This window comes from Streptomyces sp. NPDC031418, assembly GCF_055581605.1.
Genome location: NZ_JBVIJC010000001.1, coordinates 209,384 through 234,254 on the forward strand (window position 1 = coordinate 209,384; position 24,871 = coordinate 234,254).

Below are 24,871 nucleotides of genomic sequence, written 5' to 3' on the forward strand. Positions count from 1 at the left end.
CACCGCGGAGCTGCTGATGGGCGTCGGACATCGGGCCGCGTGGCGTGGGCACCGCCGGTTGTGAGAGGGACGGGAATGGAACCGACCGAGAGCGCCGCCCCGGACTCATGGCTGCGCCTGCGCCGTCGCGCGCTCGCCTGGCGCGGGAACCGGTGGCCGGCCCGGAGCGGGAGCCGTACGGCCGTGCCGCCGCGGCCGGCCGGAGCCGGCACCGCCACCGACGCCTGCCGGCCCATGCAACTGGCCGTCGCGCCCGCCCCCGGCCCGGCCGCCGCCGAAGCCGAGCGGCACCTGAGCTGGCCCGCCCTGCCCGCGGCCGTGGTCGCCGCCGCCGCACTCGCCCTCGGCGCCGGCTTCTACCAGGCCTTCACCGGCCATCACGCGCTCTTCCCGGCAGGCCGGGTCGGCTGGTCGCTGGCCCTGCTCATCGGCGTCATCGTCGGCCATCTCGTCATGCTGTGCCGCGCCCGCTGGTGGGGCGGCACCGGCTCCGGCGCCGCCCTCACCCTCGCCGTACTGCTGCTGTACGGCTGGGTGCCCGCCGGTCTGGTCAGCCTCACCGTGGTCGTCCTGGTCGGCGTCGCCCGCCGGCACCGCTGGCGCCAGGGCCTGCTGCACGGCTCGGTGGACATCCTCGGCATCGGCGTGGGCGCCCTGCTGCTCGGCGCGTTCGGCCGGGTGCCGACCGTCGAGGCGCCCTGGCAGACCGGCAGCTGGAGCCTGGCCACCGTGCCCGAGGTCACCCTGGCCGCGCTCGCCTACCTCGCCGTCAGCCGGGGCCTGCTCTGGTACCTGTACAGCCCGCCCGGCGGACTGCCCGCCATCTCCCGCCCCGCGCTGATCAGACAGGGGCTGGTCGCGGTGGCGCTGCTCGGCATAGCCCCGCTGGTCTGCGTGGTTGCCGAGGCCCAGCCGATCCTGCTCCCGCTGTTCGCCATCCCGCTCATCGCGCTCGACTCCACCCTGTGGATGGCCCGCGCCCGAGCCGAGGAGCAGCTCCGCGACCCGCTGACCGGACTGCCCAACCGGCAGTGGCTGCTGGACCGGATCTGGACCGCCCTCGACGACGCCGAGCGCATCGGCGCCCGCTCCGCCCTCATGCTGATCGACCTCGACCGGTTCCGTTCGGTGAACGACACCCTCGGACATCTCGCCGGCGACCGGCTGCTGCTCCAGATAGCCGACCGGCTGCGGCTCGCCCTGCCGCGCGGCGCCGAGGCCGCCCGGCTCGGCGGTGACGAGTTCGCCGTCTTACTTCCCGTCGCCGACTCCACCACGTCCGCCACGCGCGTCGCCCGCGGCCTGGTCTCCGCACTCAGCTCGCCGCTCGACCTCGACGGACTCACCCTCGTGCTGGAGGCCAGCGCCGGCGTCGCCGTCTTCCCGGACCACGCCCTGGACGCGGAGGGCCTGCTGCGGCGCGCGGACGTCGCGATGTACCAGGCGAAGCGGGACCGCACCGGCGTCGAGGTGTACGAGTCCAAGCGGGACTCCAACACCCCGGACCGCCTCGGCCTCCTCGGCGATCTGCGCCGGGCGCTGGACGCCCACGAGGTGCAGCTGCACTACCAGCCCAAGGTCCGCTTCGACGGACAGGTCGCCGGCCTGGAGGCGCTGGTGCGCTGGGTGCACCCCGAGCGGGGCAAGGTGCCGCCGGACGAGTTCATAGCGATAGCCGAGTCCAGCGGGCTGATGCCCCATCTGACGGAGTACGTCCTGGAGACCGCGCTCGGGCAGGTCGCCAAGTGGCGCGCACAGGGCCTCAGGGTCCCGGTCGCCGTCAACGTCTCCCCGCGCGACGTCCACACCCCCGGCTTCGCCGGCTCGGTCGCCGCGCGGCTGGCCCGCCACGGGGTCCCGGCGGGCGCGCTCCAGCTGGAGATAACCGAGCATGTGCTGCTGGAGGACCCGCAGCGGGCCGCCGACACCCTCGCCGGGCTCACCGGGCACGGCGTGAAGATGTCCCTGGACGACTTCGGCACCGGGTACTCGTCGCTGGTGCATCTGCGGCGGCTGCCGGTGAGCGAGCTGAAGATCGACCGCTCCTTCGTGGCCCGGCTGGCCGTCGACACCGAGGACGCGGAGATCGTGCGCTGCACCGTCGACCTGGCGCACTCGCTGGGGCTGCTGGTCGTCGCCGAGGGGGTGGAGGACGACGAGACCTGGGAGCGGCTGCGGGACCTGGGGTGCGACGCGGTGCAGGGGTGGCTCGTCGCGGCGGCGATGCCTCCGGAGGAGACGACGGCGTGGCTGCGGGCCCGCGGCTCCCGGGGCTGGCAGCGGCCGCGCGCGGCCCTGCCGGCCGCCGAATGACCTTCCCGCCCGCCCGTCCCGCCCCGCCGGGACGAACGCCGGGACGAACGCGTCGGACATGATCGTTTGCGATGATCGGTGCCGTACCGCGCCGCGTTGACCGATCGCGTGCCCCGGGAGGGACCATGTCGCTGTTCGTGCCCAAGTTCGACGAGACCGTGCTGGTGCGGGAGGCGGAGGCCGAGGTGGCCGGGGACGATCCGGTCGCCGTCAGGCTGCTCGCCGACAGCAGCGCCACCGGCGGCGCGCTGTCCACCGTACGGGTCACCCTCGGCGAGGGCGCGGACGGCGCCCGGCCGCATGTGCACCACAACTCGGCCGAGATGTTCTACCTGCTCGACGGCGAGGCGGAGCTGCTGTCCGGCGACGACATCGTCACCGCTCACCGTGGCGACCTGGTCATCGTCCCGCCGGACCGCCCGCACGCCTTCGCCGCCGCCCCCGGCAGCACGGCCGACCTCCTGATCGTCATCGCCCCCGGCGTCGAGCGCTTCGAGTACTTCCGCCACCTCCAGCGCATCCGCCTCGGCGAGGCCACCCGGGAGAGCCTGCTGGAGATCCAGGAGCTGTACGACAACCACTTCCTGACCAGCCCCGCCTGGGACGGCCGCAGGTGACCGGGAAACCGTTTCCCAGGTGACCCGGCAAACCGTTTCACGGTCACCCCGCGCCGCCCCATAGGATTGGGGCTAGTCGTCACATTCCCGCCTGCCCCGCGACGCCTGGCACGCACGCTCGCCGCGTTGCCGAATCGTCCACGTGGCTCCGCCACGAGGCCGCTCCGGCGCCTTGCGATCGCACGCACCAGACGCCGCGGGGCCCGCCCTTCGGGCGGACGACGGGAATGTGACGACTAGCCCCAGCCCCAAACCACACACACTCACCCCAGAGGATCGCTGCATGCCTGGCATCACGCGCGAGGAGGTCGCCCACCTCGCCCGGCTGGCGCGTCTGGAGCTGAAGCCCGAAGAACTCGACCACTTCGCGGGACAGCTGGACGACATCATCGGCGCGGTGGCCCGCGTCAGCGAGGTCGCCGACCAAGACGTACCGCCGACCTCGCACCCGCTCCCGCTGACGAACGTCATGCGCGCGGACGAGGTCCGTCCCTCGCTCACCCCCGAGCAGGCGCTCTCCGGCGCCCCGGCCCAGGAGCAGCAGCGTTTCAAGGTGCCGCAGATCCTGGGGGAGGACTAAACCGTCATGACGGACAGCAACATCATCAAGCTCACGGCCGCCGAGATCGCCGAGAAGATCGCCTCCGGCGAGCTGACGGCCGTCCAGGTCACCGAGGCGCACCTCGCCCGGATCGAGGCCGTCGACGAGAAGGTGCACGCCTTCCTGCACGTCGACCGCGAGGGCGCGCTCGCCCAGGCCCGTGCCGTGGACGAGAAGCGGGAGCGGGGCGAGAAGCTCGGCCCGCTGGCCGGCGTGCCGCTCGCGCTCAAGGACATCTTCACCACCGAGGGCGTGCCCACGACCGTCGGCTCGAAGATCCTCGAGGGCTGGATCCCGCCGTACGACGCGACCCTCACCAAGAAGCTGAAGGCCGCCGACGTCGTCATCCTCGGCAAGACCAACATGGACGAGTTCGCCATGGGGTCGTCCACCGAGAACAGCGCCTACGGCCCGACCGGCAACCCGTGGGACCTCACCCGGATCCCCGGCGGCTCCGGCGGTGGCTCCTCCGCCGCCCTCGCCGCCTTCGAGGCCCCGCTGGCCATCGGCACCGACACCGGCGGCTCCATCCGCCAGCCGGCCGCCGTCACCGGCACGGTCGGCGTGAAGCCGACGTACGGCGCGGTCTCGCGGTACGGCATGGTCGCCTTCTCCTCCTCCCTCGACCAGGGCGGTCCCTGCGCCCGTACGGTCCTGGACGCGGCGCTGCTGCACGAGGTGATCGCCGGCCACGACCCGCTGGACTCCACCTCCGTCGACGCGCCGGTCCCGGCGGTCGTCGAGGCGGCCCGCAACGGCTCCGTCGCCGGGATGCGCGTCGGTGTCGTCAAGCAGTTCCGCGGCGAGGGCTACCAGGCCGGTGTCATCCAGCGCTTCGACGAGTCCGTCGAGCTGCTGCGCGAGCTGGGCGCCGAGATCGTCGAGCTGGACTGCCCGTCCTTCGACCTCGCGCTGTCGGCGTACTACCTGATCGCGCCGAGCGAGTGCTCCAGCAACCTGGCCCGCTTCGACGGCCTGCGCTACGGCCTGCGCACCGGCGACGACGGCAGCCACTCGGCGGAGGAGGTCACCTCCCTCACCCGTGAGGCGGGCTTCGGCCCCGAGGTCAAGCGGCGCATCATGCTCGGCACCTACGCCCTGTCGAGCGGCTACTACGACGCCTACTACGGCTCCGCCCAGAAGGTCCGCACGCTCATCACGCGCGACTTCGAGAAGGCCTTCGAGCAGGTCGACGTGATCGTCTCGCCGACGACGCCGACCACCGCCTTCCCGATCGGCGAGCGCGCCGACGACCCGATGGCGATGTACCTCGCGGACCTGTGCACCATCCCGACCAACCTGGCGGGCAACGCGGCCATGTCCCTGCCCTGCGGCCTCGCCCCGGAGGACAACCTCCCGGTGGGCCTCCAGATCATCGCCCCGGCGATGCAGGACGACCGGCTGTACAAGGTCGGCGCCGCCGTCGAGGCCGCCTTCGTGGAAAAGTGGGGTCACCCGCTCCTTGAGGAGGCTCCGTCGCTGTGAGCAAGCTGTCCAAGGCCAAGGACTTCAAGAAGTCCAAGTCCGGTACGTACCTGTCGATGGCCACCACCGCGTTCGGCGCGTTCGGTGTCGCCAAGCAGATCAAGAAGGCCCGCGCCGAGCACGACACGCTGCGGCTGATCGACGCCACGGTCTCCGCCGTGGCGATCGTGACCGGCCTCGCGATCCTCTACCGCGAGCTGAAGCGGCTGGGCGACGACGACGTCCTGCTGGGCTGAGAGGGAAGTTTTCACCGTGACCACCACGACCGACCTGGTGTCGTACGAGGACGCGCTGGCGTCGTACGACCCCGTCATGGGCCTTGAGGTCCATGTCGAACTCGGCACCAAGACCAAGATGTTCTGCGGCTGCTCGACCTCGCTCGGCGCCGACCCGAACACCCAGACCTGCCCGGTCTGCCTCGGCCTGCCCGGCGCACTCCCGGTCGTCAACGCGACCGGCGTCGAGTCCGCGATCAAGATCGGTCTCGCGCTGAACTGCGAGATCGCCGAGTGGTGCCGCTTCGCCCGGAAGAACTACTTCTATCCGGACATGCCGAAGAACTTCCAGACCTCCCAGTACGACGAGCCGATCGCCTTCAACGGCTACCTCGACGTGCAGCTGGAGGACGGCGAGACCTTCCGCGTGGAGATCGAGCGCGCCCACATGGAGGAGGACACCGGCAAGTCCACCCACGTGGGTGGCGCGACCGGCCGTATCCACGGCGCGCAGCACTCGCTGCTCGACTACAACCGCGCGGGCATCCCGCTCATCGAGATCGTCACCAAGCCGATCGTGGGCGCCGGCGAGCGCGCCCCCGAGGTGGCGAAGGCGTACGTCCGTGAGCTGCGCGAGGTGATCCGTGCCCTCGGCGTGTCCGAGGCCCGCATGGAGATGGGCCAGATGCGCTGCGACGTGAACCTCTCGCTGATGCCCAAGGGCGCCGAGAAGTTCGGCACGCGCTCCGAGACGAAGAACGTCAACTCGCTGCGCTCGGTGGAGCGTGCGGCCCGCTACGAGATCATGCGCCACGCGGCCGTGCTCTCCGGCGGCGGCACGATCGTCCAGGAGACCCGCCACTTCCACGAGGACACCGGGTCCACGACCTCGGGCCGGGTGAAGGAGGAGGCCGAGGACTACCGGTACTTCCCGGAGCCCGACCTGGTCCCGGTCGCGCCCTCGCGCGAGTGGGTCGAGGAGATCCGCGCGGCCCTGCCCGAGATGCCGCTGGCCCGCCGCACCCGGCTGCTGGCCGAGTGGGGCATCTCGGCCACCGACATGCAGGCGATCCTCAATGCCGGTGCGCTCGACCCGATCGTGGCCACGATCGAGGCCGGTGCCGACGCGGCCGCCGCCCGCAAGTGGTGGATGGGCGAGCTGGCACGCAGCGCCAACGAGTCCGGCAAGGCGCTGGACGAGCTGGCGATCACCCCGGCGCAGGTGGCCCGGGTCACCGAGCTGGTGGCGAAGGGCGACCTGAACGACAAGCTGGCCCGTCAGGTCATCGAGGGCGTCCTCGCGGGCGAGGGCACCCCGGACGAGGTCGTGGAGAAGCGCGGCCTGAAGGTCGTCTCCGACGAGGGCGCGCTCACCGCCGCCGTCGCGGAGGCCATCGCCGGCAACCCGGGCATCGCGGACAAGATCCGCGGTGGCAAGGTGGCCGCGGCCGGCGCGCTGGTCGGTGCGGTCATGAAGGCCACCCGTGGCCAGGCCGACGCGGCCCGCGTCAAGGAGCTGATCCTGGAGCAGCTGGGCGTCAGCGAGGGCTGAGCCGCCGTCAGCCGCGGGGGGAGGTGCCGGGTCCGGCACCTCCCCCCGCGTCGTATCGTCCCCGGCCACAGGCAGTACGCTCACCGGCCATGACTGGACGCACCGATTCCGACAGCCGGCCCGCGATACCCGAGGCGGTGACGGAGGCGGAAGACGCCGAGGAGTACGTCAGCGACGCCCGCCGGGCCCGCTGGATCGCCGCCGGGACGGGAGCGCTGCTGACGCTCGCCGGACTGGGTGCGTCGCTGCTGCGGCTCACCGGCTCCGCCCCGGCGCTGGTACCCGCCGCCTATGCGCTCGGTGCCGCCGTCTGCGCCCTGGCCGGGGTGCTCGGGGCGCGGGGCCGCACCCGCAGGGCGCTGTGGCTGCTGATCGCGGGCACGATGATCATGGCGTTCGGGGACCGCTCCGACTGAACTTCCCGTCAAACGTGTGAAGAAGCCCACGATCACCGCAAAGGATCATTTTCTCCTGCAAGAGTGTCATCCGAATACTCATGCGTTCTTTGCGGGCTGTTCAGTTCATGGACGATGGTTCCCGGCCAAAGATCCACACATCGTCCTCTGGGAGCACGTCCGTGGCAGCCCTCGCGCGCTGGTGCGTCCGGCATCGTCTGATCGCCGTCCTGTTGTGGCTGTGTGCCTTCGGCGGGGTCAGCGCGGCGGCGGCCGTGGCGGGGTCGTCGTACTCGAACGACTACGAGGTCCCCGGCACCGAGTCGGGCCACGCGGCCGAGCTGATCGCGCAGGGCTTCCCGGGCCTGGGCGGGGACAGCGACACCGTCGTCTGGCACACCACCGGCGGCACCGTGCGTGCCCCCGCCGTCAGACGGACCATGACCCGCACCCTGCACCGGATCGCCGAGCTGCCCGGGGTGGCCTCGGTGTCCGGCCCGTACGGCCGGCGACACGCCCACCGGATCAGCGCGGACGGCCGTACGGCCTACGCCACCGTGACCTTCACCCGGCGGGCCGAGGACGTCGGCAAGGCCGAGGCGCAGTCGGTGGTGCGCACCGCCCGGTCGGCGGAGCGTGCCGGGCTCCAGGTGGAGCTGGGCGGCAGCGCCATCGGGCTCACCCAGTCCGCCCGCGGGCACACCGCCGAGGCGGTCGGCGTGCTGGTCGCGGCCGTGGTGCTGTTCCTCGCCTTCGGCTCGCTCGCCGCCTCCCTGCTGCCCATCGCCACCGCCCTGGTCGGCGTCGGCACCGCCTACGCCGGGATCGGCCTGCTCGGGCACGTGATGACGGTCGCCGACTTCGCGCCCATGCTCGGCATGCTGATCGGGCTCGGGGTGGGCATCGACTACGCGCTGTTCATCGTGACCCGGCACCGGCGTGGTCTGAAACGCGGCCTGAGCGTCACCGAGGCCGCCACGAACGCCGTGGCCACCACCGGGCGAGCGGTCGTCTTCGCGGGTGCGACGGTGTGCATCGCGCTGCTCGGGATGCTGATACTGCGGCTGGGTTTCCTCAACGGGGTGGCCGTCGCCGCCAGTCTGACCGTGGTGCTCACCGTCGCCGCCTCCGTCACGCTGCTGCCCGCCCTGCTGTCGTGTCTCGGCCCGCGTGCGCTGAGCCGCCGCGAGCGGCGCCGGCTCGCCGAGCAGGGGCCGAGCCCGGAGCTGCCCACCGGGTTGGCCGCCCGCTGGTCCGCGCTGGTCGAGCGGCATCCCAAGCTGCTCGGCGCGCTCGCCGTGGTCGTCATCGCCGTTCTCGCCCTGCCCACGTTCTCGCTCCGGCTCGGCACCTCCGACCAGGGCAACGACCCCCGCACCTCCACCACCCGCCAGGCCTACGACCTGCTCGCCGAGGGCTTCGGGCCCGGGGTGAACGGGCCGCTGACCCTGGTGACCCGGGTGGACGGGGCGACCGACCGGCTCGCCCTGGACAGCCTCGACACCACCCTGCGCGCCACCCCAGGCGTCGCCTCCGTCACCCCGGTCTCCTACGCCGCCGGCGGCGGCACCGCGTATCTGACCGTCGTCCCCGACTCCGCGCCCCAGTCGCAGCGCACCAGCGACCTGGTGGACCGGCTGCGCACCAAGGTGCTGCCGCGCGCCGAGACCGGTACCGCGCTCGACGTACAGGTGGGCGGGGTGACCGCCGCGTACGACGACTTCGCGGATGTGATCGTCGGCAAGCTGCCGCTGTTCGTCGGCGCGGTGATCGGGCTCGGCTGCCTTCTGCTGCTGGCCGCCTTCCGCTCGCTCGGCATCCCGCTGAAGGCCGCCGTGATGAACATCGCCGCCGTCGCCGCCGCGTTCGGCGTCGTCGTCGCCGTCTTCCAGTGGGGCTGGGGCAGCGAACTGCTCGGCCTCGGCCGGGCCGGACCGATCGAGCCCTTCCTGCCCGTGATCATGGTCTCGGTGCTCTTCGGACTCTCCATGGACTACCAGGTGTTCCTGGTCAGCCGGATGTACGAGGAGTGGCTGGAGACCGGCGACAACCGGCGCGCGGTGCGGGTGGGCCTGGCCGAGACCAGCCGGGTGATCAACTCCGCGGCGGTCATCATGATCTCGGTCTTCCTCGCCTTCGTGCTCAGCGGCGACCGGGTGATCGCGATGTTCGGCATCGCGCTCGCCTCCGCCGTCGCCCTCGACGCCTTTGTGCTGCGCACCCTGCTGGTGCCCGCCCTGATGCATCTGCTCGGCGCCGCCAACTGGTGGCTGCCCGCCTGGCTGGAGCGCAGGCTGCCCCGCATCAGCATCGAGCCGCCCGAGTGCCGTGCCGCGCATGAGAGGCTCAGCCGGGTCCCGGTCGACGAACTGCGCGAGGAGCAGCGCCACGATGTACGCGATATCCCTGGGTGACGGCGCCGAGCTGCGGCCGCTCGAGGTCTGGCACGCCGAGGAGTTCCTCGCCCACCTCGACCGCGGCCGGGAGTTCATCGGCCGGTTCATCCCGTTCGGCTCGCAGGTCACCGATGTGGCCTCCGCGCGGGACACGCTCCGCCGGTACGCCGATCTGCGCGCCGCCGACAGCGCCTCGTACCACGGCATCTGGCTGGACGGGACGCTCGTCGGCGGGGTGCTGACGCTGAACTTCGATGCCGCGGCGGGCAACTGCGAGGTCGGCTGCTGGCTGGAACCCGCCGCCACCGGGCGCGGACTGATCACCCGTGCGATGCGGATCCTGGTCGACTGGGCCGTCGAGGAGCGGGGCATCCACCGGGTGGAGTGGCACGCGGCCTCCGGCAACCTGCCGAGCATCGCCGTCGCCCGCCGGCTGGGCATGAGCCGGGACGCGGTGCTCCGCGAGAGCCACCCGCACCACGGGGTCCGGCACGACATCGAGATCTGGTCGGTGCTCGCCCCCGAGTGGCGTGCCGCACGCGCGCGTACCGGGCAGAAGGATCATTAAGACGCCTCTCAGACAGCCTCCGTACGGTGCCGGGCATGGCAACGAAGACAGAGGCAGGCGCGGTGGCGCGCAAGGACGACGAGACGACGGCGGAGGCCGTCGGGACGGACGCCGCGAAGGAGCGGGCGGCCGAGGAGGAGACGGGCACGGCGGCGACGGCCGGGGAAGAGGCGGCTGAGGTTGCTGTGCCGGAGGCCGAGGCGCCCTCGGGGGTCGGTCAGGGCGCGGGTGCCGTCGTCTCGGCCGCGCTCGGCCTGGTCTCGCTCAGCGGCGGCTGGATCGGCACCGTCGCCGGCGCCCGCGAACAGCTCATCGGCCAGCTGCGGACCTCCACCCGGGCGAGCGTCGCGACGCAGCTCAAGGCGGTCTACGGCGACGCCTGGCACACCACCGCCCTGTGGGCCGGCCTGTTCGCGCTGGCCGCGCTGATCACCGGCGTGGTCGTGCTCGCCCGGCCCGCGTTCGGCACCCCCGGCCGCACCCAGGCGCCCTGGATCAGGTCGGTCGCCTGGGCGGGGGTCTCGCTCGGCACCGTGGGTCTGCTGCTGGCGGTGCTGAAGTACTCCGACGCGCTGCTCGCCCTGCCCTCGGCGGGCTGAGCCGCCCCCGGCCGCACATGCCTTAGAGGCCTGAGGGGTCTTAGGGGAGCCGTAGGGGTCTTACGGCCTCTCCTAAGACCCCTTACGCGTGTGGGCGGCACGCGGGCCGCCCGAAGATGCGGAACCTTCCCGATGTGGCGCACCCCCCTGGGAGACGAGAGTGGAGACATCGCAGAACGCGAGGCACCACCCCGAAGTCCCGGAAGGACACACCATGTTCGACCAGCAGAAGATCCGCACCGCCCAGCTGCTCCAGGAGGCCGCACAGGACCGTCTGGTCCGCGAGGCCACCCGGGCCCGTCGCGCCGCCCGCCGCGAGCTCAGCCTCGGCGACGGCGCCGCGGCCGCCGAGTCCCATACCGGCCGTCTCCGCGGACGCCGCGCCCCGCGCCCCGCATGAGCGCCGCGCCTGAGCCGCCCACGGGCACGGCCCCCACCCCTACCGCTCCTATTGGTACGAAAATCGCACCTGACCTGTGGAAAACAGCCGCCCCACCCTCCGCACCTCGTGCGATGCTCGGGCTCGTGGAGAACAGGTCCGTCAGTCCCGTGTTCGTCGGCCGCACCGAAGAGCTGGCCGTGCTCGACGCCGCGCTCGCCGGTGCCGCCGCCGGCGAGCCGCAGGCGCTGCTGCTCGGCGGTGAGGCCGGAGTCGGCAAGACCCGCCTGGTCGAGGAGTTCACCGCGGCGGCCGCCCGGCGGCACGCCGTGGTGGCCGTCGGCGGCTGTGTGGAGATCGGCGCCGACGGGCTGCCGTTCGCGCCCTTCTCCACCGCGCTGCGCGCCCTGCGCGCGGCCCTGCCCGCGGAGTTCGCCGCCGCGGCCGCCGGCCAGGAGGAGGAACTGGCCCGGCTGCTGCCCGAGTTGGGCGAGGCCACCGTCGGCCGCCATGACGAGCAGGGCGTGGCCCGGCTGTTCGAACTCGCCGCCCGGCTGCTGGAACGGACCGCCGCCGAGCACCCGGTGGTGCTGGTCCTGGAGGACCTGCACTGGGCCGACGCCTCCACCCGTCACCTCCTCGCCTACCTCTTCCGCACCCTGCGCACCGGCCGGCTCCTCGTCCTCGCCAGCTACCGCTCCGACGACATCCACCGCCGCCATCCGCTGCGCCCCCTGCTCGCCGAACTGGACCGGCTGCGCACCGTCCGCCGCATCGAACTCGCCCGGCTCACCCGCGAGGAGGTCGCCTGCCAGATCGCCGGCATCCTCGCCGCCGAACCGGACCCGGCCGACGTGGACGACATCTTCGAACGGTCCGACGGCAACGCCTTCTTCGTCGAGGAACTCGCCGTCGCGAGCCGCACGGGCTGCCGTACCGGCCTGACCGACTCCCTGCGCGATCTGCTCCTGGTCCGGGTCGAGGCGCTGCCCGAGTCCGCCCAGCGGATCGCGCGGATCGTCGCCGAGGGCGGCTCCACCGTGGAGCACCGGCTGATCGCCGCCGTCGCCCAGCTCCCCGAGGACGACCTCATCGAGGCGCTGCGCGCCGCCGTCGGCGCCAACATCCTTACCGCCGCCCCGGCCGGCGACGGCTACCGCTTCCGGCACTCCCTGGTCCGCGAGGCCATCGCCGACGACCTGCTGCCCGGCGAGCGCTCCCGGCTCAACCGCCGCTACGCCGAGGTCCTGGCCGCCGACCCGACGCTGGTCCCGGCCGACGCACGCGAACTGCGCCTGGCCAGCTACTGGTACCACGCCCACGACCCCGCCAAGGCGCTGCCCGCCGTCCTGGACGCCTCCGTCGTGGCCCGCCGCCGGCACGCCTACACCGAACAACTCGGGCTCCTGGAGCGGGCGATGGAGCTGTGGGACGACGCCCCCGAGGAGGTGCGCGCCGCCCTGCGCCCGGTCGGCTGCGCCGACGCCTACCCCTCCTGCGGCTGCGATCCCGCCACCACCCCGCTGCGCTACCTCGACCTGATGGCCGAGGCGGTCGTCGCGGGCCGCTCCGGCGGCGAACGCGAACGCGCGCTGAAGATCACCAAGCGCGCCCTGCGGCTGCTGGAGGACGAGCCCGACCCGCTGCGCGCCGCCTGGTTCTGGGCCCAGCGCTCCCGGCTCGTGCAGGACCTGGCGCGCGGCGACGGCTGGGCGGAACTCGCCACCGCCCAGGACCTCGTGCGCGGCCTGCCGCCGTCGGAGGTGCACGCCGAGGTGCTGGCCCTCGCCTCCAGCTGGTCGATGCTGCACCGGCCCGGCCCCGAGGCCTTCGCCGCCGCCGAGCGGGCCGTCACCTACGCGCGCATGGTCGGCGCCCGCGAGATCGAGCTGACCGCCCGGCTCACCCTGGGCGGTCTGACGGTGGAGTCCGGGGACCAGGAGAGCGGGCTGGCCGAGCTGCGACAGGTCCTGCGGGAAGCCTGTGCCGAGCAGATGCACGACGTGGCGGCCCGCGCCTATGTGAACGTGCCGTCCGTGCTGCAAGGCCTCGGCCGCTCCCGCGAAGCGCTGCCGATGCTGCGCGAGGGCGTCGCATTCACCCGGAAAATAGGGCTGGTCGGCGCCGAGGCCTTCGTCTGGGGCAACCTCGCCGACGCGCTGTACTCGCTCGGCCAGTGGACGGAGGCCGCCGAGGCCGCCGAGGCCGCCGGGCGCGTCGCCCGGGTCGGCCACAGCGCCAAGCCCCGCGGGGCCGGCGCCCTGCGCCTGGCCCAGCTCGCCCTGGCCCGCGGCGACCTCGCCGAGGCCGGCCGGCAGCTCGCCGCCGCCCGCGCCCACTACGGCACCCATGACCCGATGCCGCAGATCTCCCTGCCCATGGCCCGGCTCGCCCTCGGCATCGCCGCCGCGGAGGGCCGCATCGCCGACGCCCGCGCCGAGCTGCTCGCGGCCCTGGACGCCGGATTCCCGCCCGGCACCCAGCGCTACGGCTGGCCCCTGCTGCTGGCCGCCGCCACCGCCGAGGCCGACACCCGGACCCTGCCCGCCGCCCAGCCGGGCCGGGACGGGATCCTGGAGCGGCTCGCCGAGGCGGTCCGGCACCTCGCCACCGGAGTGCCCGTGTGGACGGCGTACAGCGAGTGGGCCGGCGCCGAACTGCTCCGCGCTGCCGGCCGGGACACCGCGCGCACCTGGGCACCGGTGGTCACCGCCTTCGAGTGCCTGGACCGCCCCTACGACCTGGCCCGGGTCCGTTACCGCCTGGCCGCGGCACTGCTTGCCGACGGCGCCGGCGAGGACGAGCGGGACCGCGCGGAGGAGCTGCTCCGGCTGACCTCCGCGGTCGCCGCCCACCTCGACGCCCGCCCCCTCGCCGACCAGGCCGCCCGGCTCGCCCAGCGCGCCCGCCTCACCCCCGCCCGCACCCCGCGCCAGGCCCTCACCGCCGCCGACCCGGCCGCCGCGCTCGGCCTGACCAGCCGCGAGCAGGACGTGCTGCGCCTGGTCTCGGCGGGCCGCACCAACCGCCAGATAGCCGAGGCCCTGTTCATCTCCCCGAAGACCGCGAGCGTCCACGTCTCCAACATCCTCACCAAGCTCGGTGTCTCCACCCGGGGCGAGGCGGCCGCCCTGACCCACCGGCTCGGCCTCTTCCCGGCCGAGACCGGGGACCGGGTGGCGGCGGGGTGACCGGTCCCTCCTCGACGAGGACGCACAGCCGCGCCGCTCAGCTCACCCGCAGCTCCAGCAGCCGGTCGTCCCCGGGCTTCGGGGTGCCCCGGCCGTCCGTGTTGCTGGTCAGCAGCCACAGGCGGTCGCCGCCCGCCGGGGCCACGGTGCGCAGGCGGCCGTAGGTGCCGGTGAGGAAGGCCTGCGGGGCGGCCGCGGCCGAGGTGCCGTGCAGCGGCACGCGCCACAGCCGCCGGCCCTTCAGCGCCGCCATCCAGATGACGCCCTTGACGTAGGCGATCCCGCTGGGGGAGGCCTCGTCGGTGTGCCACTCGGCCACCGGGTTCTGGAAGGCGGGGTCGGAGGACCTGCCCTCGGCCTTCGGCCAGCCGTAGTTGCCGCCGGGCTTGATCGCGTTCAGCTCGTCCCAGGTGTCCTGCCCGAACTCCGAGGCGAACAGCCGCTGTCGGGTGTCCCAGGCCAGCCCCTGGACATTGCGGTGACCGTAGGAGTACACGGGGGAGTCGGGGAAGGGGTTGCCGGGTGCCGGATCGCCGTCCGGGGTCAGCCGCAGGATCTTGCCGCCCAGCGAGGACCGGTCCTGGGCCAGTCCGCGCCGGCCGCTCTCACCGGTCCCGGCGTACAGCATCCCGTCCGGGCCGAACGCGATCCGGCCGCCGTTGTGGATCGCGCCCTTCGGTATGCCCTTGAACACCGTGTCCGGAGCGCCCAGTTGCTCCCCGGCCGGCTTCCGGTCGTCGTACAGCACCCGGACGATGCGGTTGTCCGAGGCCGAGGTGAAGTAGGCGTAGATCAGATGGTCCGCCGTGAATTCGGGGGAGAGGGCGATGCCGAGCAGGCCGCCCTCGCCGCCGGGGGAGACCCCGGAGACCGTGCCGAGGACGGTCTTGCGGCCGGTCCTGCCGTCGATCCGGGTGATCGTGCCGTCGTCCCGGGAGGAGACCAGCAGCGCGCCGTCCGGCAGCACCGCCAGCCCCCACGGCGTCTTCAGCCCCTGCGCCACCGTGCGCAGCACCGTCACCGACCCCTTGGCCGGCGGGACCGGCTCGCCGGCCCGGGCGGAGGGGGCGGGGCTCCCGGACGTCGTACCGATCGGCGGCAGCGGTGGCCCGCCCCCGGAGGAGCAGCCCGCCGTCAGCAGCAGGGCGGCCGCGGCCAGCACGGCCGGCACAGCTCGTCGTCGCACGATCTCGGTCCCTTCGGGCACGGCCTGTCCGGCCGGTGGTCGAAAACGGCGGTGCCGCGCTCAGTCCCAGGATCCCCGGGCCGCGGGCAGTCGCGCCACCTCGGCGAGGTCCTCCGCGGTCAGCCGCAGCCCCGCCGCGGCCGCGTTCTGCGCGGCCCAGCGCTCCCGCTTGGTGCCCGGCAGGGCGATCACATGGCGCCCCTGCGCCAGCACCCAGGCGAGCGCCACCTGGGCCGGGGTCACGTCCTCGCCGTGCCGCCGCGCGATCCGCCGCAGCCCCGCCACGATCGGCTGGTTGGCGGCCATCATCTCGGCCGTGAAGCGCGGATGGCGGGCCCGGACGTCGTCCGGCTCGAAACCCTCGCCCGGGGTCAGCGTGCCGGTCAGGAAGCCGTTGCCCAGCGGCATCGCCGCGAGGAAGCCCACCCCCCGCGCCTCGCACCACGGCAGCAGCGCGGCCAGCGCCTCCGGAGACCACACCGACAGCTCCGCCTGCACCGCGGCCACCGGGAACACCTGCTGCACCCGCTGGAGTTGGCGCAGTGTCGTGTCGTACAGCCCGGTGCCCGGCCGGCGGCCGCCGCGCGCGCCCACCGCGCACAGCCCCAGCGCCCGCACCTTCCCGGCCCGCACCAGCTCGGCCATCGCGCCCCAGGTCTCCTCGACCGGGACCTCGGGGTCGGCGCGGTGCAGCTGGTAGAGGTCGATGACATCGGTCTGCAACCGCCGCAGCGAGGCGTCGCAGGCCCGCTTCACATAGCCCGGGCGGCCGTTGGCCACGATGTGCTGCTCGCCCACCAGCAGTCCCACCTTGGTGGACACGAAGGCGTCTTGGCGCCGCTCCTTGAGCACCCGGCCGAGCAGCAGCTCATTGGTGAACGGGCCGTACATGTCGGCGGTGTCCAGCAGCGTCGAGCCCGCGTCCAGCGCCCGGTGCACACATCTCAGCGACTCGTCCCCCCGCTGCCGGGACCCGCTGTACGCCCAGCTCATCGGCATGCACCCGAGTCCGACGGCCCCCACCGCGAGTCCCCCCGCGCCGATCGTCCTGCGCTCCACCTGCTCGTGAACCTCCCTCTGCCCGGCCCCCAACCTAACCTCTGCGCTCCCGGCCGCCTGACATAGCCTCCTGCCATGACTTCAGACGTATGGCTCCCGATTCCCCCGCAGGAGATCGACGGGCTGCCCGCGGGTCCCCGGTACCTGTTCTGGGACGGCGGCGCGGACGGCGAGCAGGAGTTCCCCGGCGATCCGGCGGACTGCGCCGTGTACGTCGTGCCGTACATGAAGCCCCTGCCGGTGCGGGTGCGGCCGCTGAAGGCGCTCACCGGGGTGCGGGTGGTCCAGACGCTGACCGCGGGGGTGGACGACATCACCGGGCGGCTGGCGGACCTGGTGCCCGGGGTGCAGCTGTGCAACGCGCGCGGAGTGCACGAGACCAGCACCGCCGAGCTGGCGCTCACCCTGACCCTGGCCAGCCTGCGCGGCATACCCGGCTTCGTCCGGGCGCAGCAGGAGGAGCGCTGGGCGGGCGGCTTCCAGCCCTCGCTCGCCGACCGGACCGTGCTCATCGTCGGCTACGGCGCGATCGGGGAGGCCATCGAGGACCGGCTCACGCCGTTCGAGGTAGCGCGGGTCGTGCGCGTCGCGCGCTCCGCGCGCACCACCGCGCGCGGTCCCGTGCATCCGATCGCCGATGTGCTCTCACTGCTTCCGTGCGCGGATGTCGTCATCCTGGCCACTCCGCTCACCGCGGACACCAGGGGCCTCGTGAACGCCGGCTTCCTGGCCCGGATGAAGGAGGGGTCACTGCTGGTCAACGTGGCGCGCGGGCCCGTCGTGGACACGGAGGCGCTCGTCGCCGAGCTGGAGACCGGCCGGATCACCGCGGCCCTGGACGTGACCGATCCCGAGCCGCTGCCGCCGGGCCATCCGCTCTGGCACGCGCCCGGCGTCCTGATCAGCCCGCATGTGGGCGGGCCCTCCTCCGCTTTCCGACCGCGCGCCGAGCGGCTGCTCGTCGACCAGTTGACCCGTTTCGTGAACCACGAGCCGCTGCGGAACGTGATCCTGACGACGGGAGAGGACGGCCGGTAAGCGATTTCCGGAACCCTCCGCAACTCCCCGGACGCGGCCGGTAGGCACATATCCCCTGGTCGTCACGGAGCGTAGAGAAGCTATGTCCCTGCGTGACGATCCTGGTGTATCGTCCCCGGCAGGGGATGCGCCGCTGACCACTCGGCGCCGGGGATGGACATTTCAGATTTGTGAGGGGGGCGACGGGCGATGCACGGCCTATGGACGAACGATCCGACGCGGCGGAGCCGCCGACGGCGACCCTGGCGCACGGCCGCGCGCAGACGCGGTCAGCACACCAGCCATCACAGCCATCACCCGCACAGGCCGGGCGGCCGCAGGAGGCATGCGCACCCGGCGCACCGGGACCGGCGCGACCCGGGAGCGGCGCGGACCGGGAGGCCCCGGTGAGTGCGCCGCCCTCTGTGACGCCCCCGCTCGACGGAGCCGTGCGCGCACCGCACCCGCACGAGGCGCCGCCGCCCCGCCGGCCGGCCCGCGGTGAGGGTGTGCGCACGGCGGAACAGCTCGTCCTCGCCGTGATCTGCGCGGCCTACGCCATCGGCTCCGCGTTCGACTGGGGCTCCACGGAAGTCGCCCTGGTCATGGGCGACTTCGGGCTGAGCGCCGCGGCCGGCACCGCCGCCGTCTCCTGTTTCCTCTACGCCCGCAGCGCGCGCGTGCGCTTCCGCGCGGCCTGGCTGCTGTTCGCCCTCTCCTCGGCGATGGCGGCCCTGGGCAACGCGGTCTGGGGCTGGTACGAGGTGGTGCTGGGCCGGACCGTGCCCAGCCCGAGCTACGCCGACCTGTTCTTCCTCTGCTTCGCGCCCCCCGCCATCGTGGGCCTGCTGGTCCTCGCCAAGCGGCCGGTGACCAGGGCCGGCTGGATCTGCCTCGCTCTGGACGCCTGGCTGATCGGCGGCTCGCTGCTCACCCTGTCGTGGAGCCTGGCGCTCGCCCAGGCGGCCCGCTTCGACGGGCCGAGCGTGGCCCACACCGCGCTGTCGCTGGCGTACCCGCTGCTCGACATCGCGCTGGTCAGCATGGTGCTCGCGCTGCACTTCCGGCGCGCCCCGGGCAACCGTACGGCGGTGAACACCGCGATCGGCGCGCTCGCGCTCACCGTGATGTGCGACGCGCTGTTCACCTCGCCGCTGCTGCACAGCAGTTACCACTCCGGGCAGCTGCTGGACGCGGGCTGGTTCGCCGGTTCGCTGCTGCTCGCCTACGCGCCCTGGGCCCCGCCCCGGCACCCCGGCGGGCCGGAGTCCCGCGCGGCGGAGGGGTACACGCGCGTGGTCCACGAGCACGTGCCAGGCCAGCGCGGCACCGGCCAGCACCATGTGTTCGCGACCGGTGCGGGAACCGACCCCAGCCGCTACCCGGCGGGCCGGCCGCTCAGCGGCTCGCTCGCCGCGCTCACCCCGTATCTGGCCGCCGCCGTGTGCACCCTGGGCATCCTGTACAACGTCCTCAACGGCCGCCGGCCCGACCATGTCGTGCTGATCACCGCGGGCGCGGTGGTCCTCGCCCTCGTCATCCGGCAGGGCATCATGCTGCTGGACAACATCACCCTCACCCAGGAGCTGGCGCAGAAGGAGAACCACTTCCGCTCCCTGGTGCAGGGCTCCAGCGACGTCATCATGATCGCCGCTCCCAACGGCGTCCTGCGGTACGTCTCCCCGGCCGCCGCCGGGGTGTACGGCCGGCCCGCCGAGGAGCTGGTGGGCCAGGAGCTGGCCGGCATCATCCACCCGGAGGACCTCGGCTGTGTGGTGCACGAGGTGCGCCGGTTCCTCACCGCGAGCCCGCTGGAGGAGCCGACCACGCGCATCGAGTGCCGGTTCCGCTCCGGCGACGGCAGCTGGCTCAACGTGGAGTCCACCGTCAACCGGCACCACGGCGGTCTGATCTTCAACAGCCGGGACGTCACCGAACGGGTGCGCCTCCAGGCCCAGTTGCAGCACAACGCCGAACACGACCCGCTGACCGACCTGCCCAACCGCGCGCTGTTCACCCGGCGCGTCCAGCAGGCCCTGTCCGGGCGCCGGGCCACCGACCGGGGCGCCGCGCTGCTGGGCACGGCCGTGCTCTTCATCGACCTGGACGGCTTCAAGGCCGTCAACGACACCATCGGCCACCAGGCCGGGGACGAGCTGCTCGTGCAGGCCGCCCGCAGGCTCCAGGACGCGGTACGGCAGGGCGACACCGCCTCCCGGCTCGGGGGCGACGAGTTCGCGGCCCTGATCGTCGGGGACGGCAGCCGCGACCGCGCCGCCCGGGAGCGGAACATCCTGGAGCTGGCCGACCGGCTCCGGGTGACCCTCTCCCAGCCGTACGCCATCGACGGCAACGATGTCCGGGTCAACGCCTCCATCGGCGTCGCCTTCGCCGAGCCGGGCCTCGGCGCGGGCGAGCTGCTGCGCAACGCCGACCTCGCGATGTACCGCGCGAAGGCGGCCGGCAAGGGCCGGGTCGAGCTGTACAAGCCGCAGATGCAGCAGGACGTCGTACGCAAGGCGGAGCTGGCCACCCGGCTGCGCGCCGCGCTGCACGACGGCGAGTTCGCGCTGCTGCACCAGCCGGTGGTGTGCCTGGAGAACGGCCGGATCAGGGCGGTCGGCGCGCAGGCGCGCTGGCGCTCCTCGCAGGGGGTGCTGTTCACGCCGGCCGAGTTCCTGCGGGTGGCCGAGGACGGCGACAAGACGGCCGAGCTGGACCGCTGGATCCTCCAGGAGGCGGTGGAGCAGGCCGCCGAGCGGGCGGCGAACGGGCTGCTCGTCCCGGTGGTCGTCCGGATGAGCGCCCGGCGGCTGCTGGACCGCTCGACGCCGCTGGGCTCCGTGGAGGCGCTGCTCACCCGGCACGGGCTGCCGGGCGGTGCGCTGATCATCGAGCTGTCCGACGTCGACCCCAGGGCACCCCTGGACGAGCTGGAGCGGCGGCTGACCGCGCTCAGCCGGCTCGGGGTGCGCATCGCGCTGGACGGCTTCGGCACCGGCTGTGCGGCCATCACGGCGCTCAGGAGGCTCCCCGTGGACATCCTCAAGCTCGACCGCAGCCTGGTCGAGGGCGTGGTCGAGTCCCCGCGGCTGCACAAGATCACCGGTGGGCTGCTGCGCATCGCCGGGGACCTCGGGCTGCTGTCGGTGGCCGAGGGGGTGGACCTGCCCGAGCAGGTGGTCGCGCTGCGCGCGATGGGCTGCACACATGGACAGGGCATGGCGTTCGCCGGGCCGCTGGACGAGTACCGGCTGCGCCGGGCGCTCGGATCCGGCCACTATCCGGTGCCGCACGCCCCGGCCGAACCGGCGTTCGCGGGCAGTGTGCGCGAGCCCAAGGGGCGTGTCGGCGAACGGGCTATGGAGCGGGGCTCGGGGGTGTACACAGGAGGTGTCACCGCTGTTCTCGGAGGCAGCCGCGGCCATCGCTCACATTCTGAGACGCCCGTCCCACCCACTTGACACGTGGTGCGCGTCGGGGGGAGGGTCAGTTCCATGCGCACCCGAATTCTCGTACTTGGACAGCGCGTCGGCTGAGCTGGGACCCACCGGAGGACGATCCGGAATCCCCAGCGACCCACACCGACGCGCTCCCCTCGCTTGCCCCTGTGGCACGAGGGGTTTTTTGTTGCACGAGCACCGGCCGTGCACCGCGTGAATCCGCCCGAACCTCGCACCAACCCTCAGCATCGAGAAGAGAATGCCGATGACCGAGCAGGCCACCGGGGCCCACCATCCGCAGCCGCGGCCCCGTTCCGGAGGACACTCCACCCCCGTCGAGCACGTCACGGGTGCGCAGTCCCTCATCCGCTCCCTCGAGGAGGTCGGCGCTGAGACGGTATTCGGCATTCCCGGCGGCGCGATCCTCCCGGCCTACGACCCGCTGATGGACTCCACCCGGGTGCGTCACGTCCTGGTCCGGCACGAGCAGGGCGCCGGCCACGCGGCCACCGGCTACGCACAGGCCACCGGCAAGGTCGGCGTCTGCATGGCGACCTCCGGCCCCGGCGCCACCAACCTGGTCACGCCGATCGCCGACGCCCACATGGACTCCGTGCCGCTGGTCGCGATCACCGGCCAGGTCGCCTCGAAGGCGATCGGCACCGACGCCTTCCAGGAGGCGGACATCGTCGGCATCACCATGCCGATCACCAAGCACAACTTCCTGGTCACCAAGGCCGAGGACATCCCGCGGGTCATCGCGCAGGCGTTCCACATCGCCTCCACCGGCCGCCCGGGCCCGGTCCTGGTCGACATCTCCAAGGACGCCCTCCAGGCGAAGACCACCTTCTCCTGGCCGCCCACCATGGACCTGCCCGGCTACCGCCCGGTGACCAAGCCGCACGCCAAGCAGATCCGCGAGGCGGCCAAGATGATCACCTCCGCCAAGCGGCCCGTCCTCTATGTCGGCGGCGGCGTCCTCAAGGCGCAGGCGACCGCCGAGCTGAAGGTCCTCGCCGAACTCACCGGAGCGCCCGTCACCACCACCCTGATGGCGCTCGGCGCGTTCCCCGACAGCCACCCGCTGCACGTGGGAATGCCGGGCATGCACGGTGCGGTCACCGCCGTCACCGCGCTTCAGAAGGCCGACCTGATCGTCGCCCTCGGCGCCCGCTTCGACGACCGCGTCACCGGCAAACTGGACAGCTTCGCGCCGTACGCCAAGATCGTCCACGCCGACATCGACCCGGCCGAGATCGGCAAGAACCGCGCCGCCGACGTGCCGATCGTCGGGGACGCCCGCGAGGTCATCGCCGACCTGGTCCAGGCCGTGCAGAAGGAGCACAGCGAGGGCCACAAGGGCGACTACACCGCCTGGTGGAGCGACCTCAACCGCTGGCGCGAGACCTACCCGCTCGGCTACGACCAGCCCGAGGACGGCTCGCTCTCCCCGCAGGCGGTCATCGAGCGCATCGGGCAGCTCGCCCCCGAGGGCACCATCTACGCGGCGGGCGTCGGCCAGCACCAGATGTGGTCCGCGCACTTCATCCAGTACGACCAGCCCGCCACCTGGCTGAACTCCGGCGGCGCCGGAACCATGGGCTACGCGGTCCCCGCCGCCATGGGCGCCAAGGCCGGCCGGCCCGAGCGCACCGTCTGGGCGATCGACGGCGACGGCTGCTTCCAGATGACCAATCAGGAACTGACCACCTGCGCCCTGAACAACATCCCGATCAAGGTCGCCGTCATCAACAACGGCGCCCTCGGGATGGTCCGCCAGTGGCAGACCCTCTTCTACAACCAGCGCTACTCCAACACGGTGCTGCACAGCGGTCCGGACGACGTCAACCCGGAGGCGCGGGGCACCCGGGTGCCGGACTTCGTGAAGCTGTCCGAGGCGATGGGCTGTGTCGGCCTGCGCTGCGAGCGCCCGGAGGACCTGGACAAGGTCATCCAGGAGGCGAACTCCATCAACGACCGCCCGGTCGTCGTCGACTTCATCGTCCACGAGGACGCGATGGTGTGGCCGATGGTCGCCGCCGGCACCTCCAACGACGAGATCATGGCCGCCCGGGACGTCCGCCCCGACTTCGGCGACAACGAAGACGACTGAGCGAGAGAGACGTAAAAAGACCATGTCCAAGCACACGCTCTCGGTCCTGGTGGAGAACACGCCGGGCATCCTCGCCCGGATCGCCGCCCTGTTCTCGCGCCGCGGCTTCAACATCGACTCGCTCGCGGTCGGCGTCACCGAGCACCCCGACATCTCCCGCATCACCATCGTGGTGAACGTGGAGGACCTGCCGCTGGAGCAGGTGACCAAGCAGCTCAACAAGCTCGTCAACGTGCTGAAGATCGTCGAGCTGGAGCCGGGTCAGGCCGTCCAGCGCGAACTCGTCCTGGTGAAGGTCCGCGCCGACAACGAGACCCGCTCCCAGATCGTGGAGATCGTCCAGCTGTTCCGCGCCAAGACCGTCGACGTCTCCCCGGAGGCCGTCACCATCGAGGCCACCGGATCCAGCGACAAGCTGTCGGCCATGCTGAAGATGCTGGAGCCCTACGGCATCAAGGAGCTGGTCCAGTCCGGCACGATCGCGATCGGCCGGGGCGCCCGGTCCATCACGGACCGTTCGCTGCGCGCGCTCGACCGATCCGCGTAAAGCTGAAGACGTACCAAGCCGAAGACGTACCGAAGCCGAAGACGTAACGCCACGGCTGAAAACGGGCGGCCGGTGACCTCCCTCCCGCCCGTATGCCGAGACCCCGAAACTTCCTCACCGCCCACCGTCATACGGTGGGACGCACCACCTGCACACAAGGAGAGAACCCAAAGTGGCCGAGCTGTTCTACGACGCTGACGCCGACCTGTCCATCATCCAGGGCCGCAAGGTCGCGGTCATCGGCTACGGCAGCCAGGGCCACGCCCACGCGCTGTCGCTGCGCGACTCCGGTGTCGACGTCCGTGTCGGTCTGCACGAGGGCTCCAAGTCCAAGGCCAAGGCCGAGGAGCAGGGCCTGCGCGTGGTGACCCCGGCCGAGGCCGCCGCCGAGGCCGACGTCATCATGATCCTGGTCCCGGACCCGATCCAGGCCCAGGTCTACGAGGAGTCCATCGCCCCGAACCTGAAGGACGGCGACGCGCTGTTCTTCGGCCATGGCTTCAACATCCGCTTCGGCTTCATCAAGCCCCCGGCCGGCGTGGACGTCTGCATGGTCGCCCCGAAGGGCCCGGGCCACCTGGTCCGCCGTCAGTACGAGGAGGGCCGCGGCGTTCCCTGCATCGCCGCCGTCGAGCAGGACGCCTCCGGCAACGCCCTGAAGCTGGCCCTGTCGTACGCCAAGGGCATCGGCGGCACCCGCGCGGGCGTCATCAAGACGACCTTCACCGAGGAGACCGAGACCGACCTGTTCGGTGAGCAGGCCGTGCTGTGCGGTGGCACCGCCGCGCTGGTCAAGGCGGGCTTCGAGACCCTGACCGAGGCCGGCTACCAGCCGGAGATCGCCTACTTCGAGTGCCTGCACGAGCTGAAGCTGATCGTGGACCTCATGTACGAGGGCGGCCTGGAGAAGATGCGCTGGTCCGTCTCCGAGACCGCCGAGTGGGGCGACTACGTCACCGGCCCGCGCATCATCACCGACGCCACCAAGGCCGAGATGAAGAAGGTCCTCGCCGAGATCCAGGACGGCACCTTCGCCAAGAACTGGATGGACGAGTACCACGGCGGTCTGAAGAAGTACAACGAGTACAAGCAGCAGGACTCCGAGCACCTGCTGGAGACCACGGGCAAGCAGCTCCGCAAGCTGATGAGCTGGGTGAACGAGGAGGCGTAAGCCTTGGATCAGGGGGTCGGGGCC

The 24,871-nt window shown here is 72.6% G+C and carries 19 protein-coding genes; 17 read left to right on the forward strand and 2 right to left on the reverse strand.

Annotated elements, in window-relative coordinates; genetic code table 11:
• The first annotated feature begins 75 nt into the window (after nucleotides 1-75).
• The 12 genes from ACZ5CZ_RS00940 (at nucleotide 76) to ACZ5CZ_RS00995 (ending at nucleotide 14,311) form a co-directional block, all read left to right on the forward strand.
• Entirely contained in the window at nucleotides 76-2,313 is a 2,238-nt protein-coding gene (locus tag ACZ5CZ_RS00940) for a putative bifunctional diguanylate cyclase/phosphodiesterase (protein ID WP_468938058.1), read from the forward strand.
• A 125-nt stretch (nucleotides 2,314-2,438) separates the two neighbouring features.
• Nucleotides 2,439-2,930 carry a cupin domain-containing protein gene (locus ACZ5CZ_RS00945; RefSeq protein ID WP_385839811.1) on the forward strand — a complete coding sequence of 164 codons (492 nt, stop codon included), beginning with the start codon at nucleotides 2,439-2,441 and terminating at the stop codon, nucleotides 2,928-2,930.
• A 283-nt stretch (nucleotides 2,931-3,213) separates the two neighbouring features.
• Nucleotides 3,214-3,510 carry an Asp-tRNA(Asn)/Glu-tRNA(Gln) amidotransferase subunit GatC gene (gene gatC / locus ACZ5CZ_RS00950; protein ID WP_018531282.1) on the forward strand — a complete coding sequence of 99 codons (297 nt, stop codon included), beginning with the start codon at nucleotides 3,214-3,216 and terminating at the stop codon, nucleotides 3,508-3,510.
• A 6-nt stretch (nucleotides 3,511-3,516) separates the two neighbouring features.
• Nucleotides 3,517-5,016 (forward strand): Asp-tRNA(Asn)/Glu-tRNA(Gln) amidotransferase subunit GatA, encoded by a 1,500-nt coding sequence (gene gatA, locus ACZ5CZ_RS00955; protein WP_468938061.1) that lies wholly within the window; start codon nucleotides 3,517-3,519, stop codon nucleotides 5,014-5,016.
• Nucleotides 5,013-5,252: a hypothetical protein gene (locus tag ACZ5CZ_RS00960; protein WP_351240077.1), complete on the forward strand. Its 240-nt coding sequence runs from the start codon at nucleotides 5,013-5,015 to the stop codon at nucleotides 5,250-5,252. Before gatA ends, ACZ5CZ_RS00960 begins: the two co-directional genes overlap by 4 nt.
• Nucleotides 5,253-5,268: 16 nt before the next feature.
• Nucleotides 5,269-6,783 (forward strand): Asp-tRNA(Asn)/Glu-tRNA(Gln) amidotransferase subunit GatB, encoded by a 1,515-nt coding sequence (gatB, locus tag ACZ5CZ_RS00965; RefSeq protein ID WP_385839809.1) that lies wholly within the window; start codon nucleotides 5,269-5,271, stop codon nucleotides 6,781-6,783.
• Between the two features lie 89 nt (nucleotides 6,784-6,872).
• Entirely contained in the window at nucleotides 6,873-7,199 is a 327-nt protein-coding gene (locus ACZ5CZ_RS00970) for a hypothetical protein (RefSeq protein ID WP_385839808.1), read from the forward strand.
• A gap of 161 nt (nucleotides 7,200-7,360) precedes the next feature.
• Nucleotides 7,361-9,592, forward strand: a complete 2,232-nt coding sequence (locus ACZ5CZ_RS00975; RefSeq protein WP_385839807.1) for an MMPL family transporter — start codon at nucleotides 7,361-7,363, stop codon at nucleotides 9,590-9,592.
• Nucleotides 9,570-10,142 (forward strand): GNAT family N-acetyltransferase, encoded by a 573-nt coding sequence (locus tag ACZ5CZ_RS00980; RefSeq protein WP_385839806.1) that lies wholly within the window; start codon nucleotides 9,570-9,572, stop codon nucleotides 10,140-10,142. The genes ACZ5CZ_RS00975 and ACZ5CZ_RS00980 overlap by 23 nt, the downstream gene beginning before the upstream one ends.
• Nucleotides 10,143-10,177: 35 nt before the next feature.
• The gene (locus tag ACZ5CZ_RS00985) at nucleotides 10,178-10,741 is read left to right on the forward strand and encodes a hypothetical protein (protein WP_468938066.1); all 564 of its coding nucleotides are present in this window, start codon (nucleotides 10,178-10,180) and stop codon (nucleotides 10,739-10,741) included.
• Nucleotides 10,742-10,955: 214 nt separating this feature from the next.
• A complete protein-coding gene (locus tag ACZ5CZ_RS00990; protein ID WP_468938068.1) occupies nucleotides 10,956-11,141 on the forward strand; it encodes a hypothetical protein in 186 nt (61 codons plus the stop codon).
• 113 nt (nucleotides 11,142-11,254) lie between these two features.
• Entirely contained in the window at nucleotides 11,255-14,311 is a 3,057-nt protein-coding gene (locus tag ACZ5CZ_RS00995) for a helix-turn-helix transcriptional regulator (protein WP_468938069.1), read from the forward strand.
• A gap of 37 nt (nucleotides 14,312-14,348) precedes the next feature.
• On the opposite strand, the gene ACZ5CZ_RS01000 is transcribed toward ACZ5CZ_RS00995, so the two are convergent.
• Nucleotides 14,349-15,482 (reverse strand): PQQ-dependent sugar dehydrogenase, encoded by a 1,134-nt coding sequence (locus ACZ5CZ_RS01000; RefSeq protein WP_385840303.1) that lies wholly within the window; start codon nucleotides 15,480-15,482, stop codon nucleotides 14,349-14,351.
• A 75-nt stretch (nucleotides 15,483-15,557) separates the two neighbouring features.
• Nucleotides 15,558-16,556, reverse strand: coding sequence for an aldo/keto reductase (locus tag ACZ5CZ_RS01005; RefSeq protein WP_385839802.1), 999 nt, complete (start codon nucleotides 16,554-16,556; stop codon nucleotides 15,558-15,560).
• 75 nt (nucleotides 16,557-16,631) lie between these two features.
• On the opposite strand from ACZ5CZ_RS01005, the gene ACZ5CZ_RS01010 reads away from it, so the two are divergent.
• The 5 genes from ACZ5CZ_RS01010 (at nucleotide 16,632) to ilvC (ending at nucleotide 24,847) form a co-directional block, all read left to right on the forward strand.
• Nucleotides 16,632-17,594 (forward strand): 2-hydroxyacid dehydrogenase, encoded by a 963-nt coding sequence (locus ACZ5CZ_RS01010; RefSeq protein ID WP_468938071.1) that lies wholly within the window; start codon nucleotides 16,632-16,634, stop codon nucleotides 17,592-17,594.
• Nucleotides 17,595-17,980: 386 nt separating this feature from the next.
• Entirely contained in the window at nucleotides 17,981-21,037 is a 3,057-nt protein-coding gene (locus tag ACZ5CZ_RS01015) for a putative bifunctional diguanylate cyclase/phosphodiesterase (RefSeq protein WP_385839800.1), read from the forward strand.
• A 244-nt stretch (nucleotides 21,038-21,281) separates the two neighbouring features.
• Nucleotides 21,282-23,129 (forward strand): acetolactate synthase large subunit, encoded by a 1,848-nt coding sequence (locus tag ACZ5CZ_RS01020; RefSeq protein WP_385839799.1) that lies wholly within the window; start codon nucleotides 21,282-21,284, stop codon nucleotides 23,127-23,129.
• Nucleotides 23,130-23,151: 22 nt separating this feature from the next.
• Nucleotides 23,152-23,676 (forward strand): acetolactate synthase small subunit, encoded by a 525-nt coding sequence (ilvN, locus tag ACZ5CZ_RS01025; RefSeq protein WP_030614411.1) that lies wholly within the window; start codon nucleotides 23,152-23,154, stop codon nucleotides 23,674-23,676.
• Between the two features lie 172 nt (nucleotides 23,677-23,848).
• Nucleotides 23,849-24,847: a ketol-acid reductoisomerase gene (gene ilvC / locus ACZ5CZ_RS01030; RefSeq protein ID WP_385839798.1), complete on the forward strand. Its 999-nt coding sequence runs from the start codon at nucleotides 23,849-23,851 to the stop codon at nucleotides 24,845-24,847.
• Nucleotides 24,848-24,871 lie beyond the last annotated feature (24 nt).

What these genes read in the sequence shown, in the direction of transcription:
- ACZ5CZ_RS00970 (WP_385839808.1), top strand. Translation starts at nt 6,873, where the DNA reads ATGACTGGACGCACCGATTCCGACAGCCGGCCCGCGATACCCGAGGCG.
- ACZ5CZ_RS00985 (WP_468938066.1), top strand. Translation starts at nt 10,178, where the DNA reads ATGGCAACGAAGACAGAGGCAGGCGCGGTGGCGCGCAAGGACGACGAG.
- gatA (WP_468938061.1), top strand. Translation starts at nt 3,517, where the DNA reads ATGACGGACAGCAACATCATCAAGCTCACGGCCGCCGAGATCGCCGAG.
- ACZ5CZ_RS00940 (WP_468938058.1), top strand. Translation starts at nt 76, where the DNA reads ATGGAACCGACCGAGAGCGCCGCCCCGGACTCATGGCTGCGCCTGCGC.
- ACZ5CZ_RS01020 (WP_385839799.1), top strand. Translation starts at nt 21,282, where the DNA reads ATGACCGAGCAGGCCACCGGGGCCCACCATCCGCAGCCGCGGCCCCGT.
- ilvN (WP_030614411.1), top strand. Translation starts at nt 23,152, where the DNA reads ATGTCCAAGCACACGCTCTCGGTCCTGGTGGAGAACACGCCGGGCATC.
- ACZ5CZ_RS00945 (WP_385839811.1), top strand. Translation starts at nt 2,439, where the DNA reads ATGTCGCTGTTCGTGCCCAAGTTCGACGAGACCGTGCTGGTGCGGGAG.
- gatC (WP_018531282.1), top strand. Translation starts at nt 3,214, where the DNA reads ATGCCTGGCATCACGCGCGAGGAGGTCGCCCACCTCGCCCGGCTGGCG.
- ACZ5CZ_RS00980 (WP_385839806.1), top strand. Translation starts at nt 9,570, where the DNA reads ATGTACGCGATATCCCTGGGTGACGGCGCCGAGCTGCGGCCGCTCGAG.
- ACZ5CZ_RS00995 (WP_468938069.1), top strand. Translation starts at nt 11,255, where the DNA reads ATGCTCGGGCTCGTGGAGAACAGGTCCGTCAGTCCCGTGTTCGTCGGC.
- ACZ5CZ_RS01010 (WP_468938071.1), top strand. Translation starts at nt 16,632, where the DNA reads ATGACTTCAGACGTATGGCTCCCGATTCCCCCGCAGGAGATCGACGGG.
- ACZ5CZ_RS00990 (WP_468938068.1), top strand. Translation starts at nt 10,956, where the DNA reads ATGTTCGACCAGCAGAAGATCCGCACCGCCCAGCTGCTCCAGGAGGCC.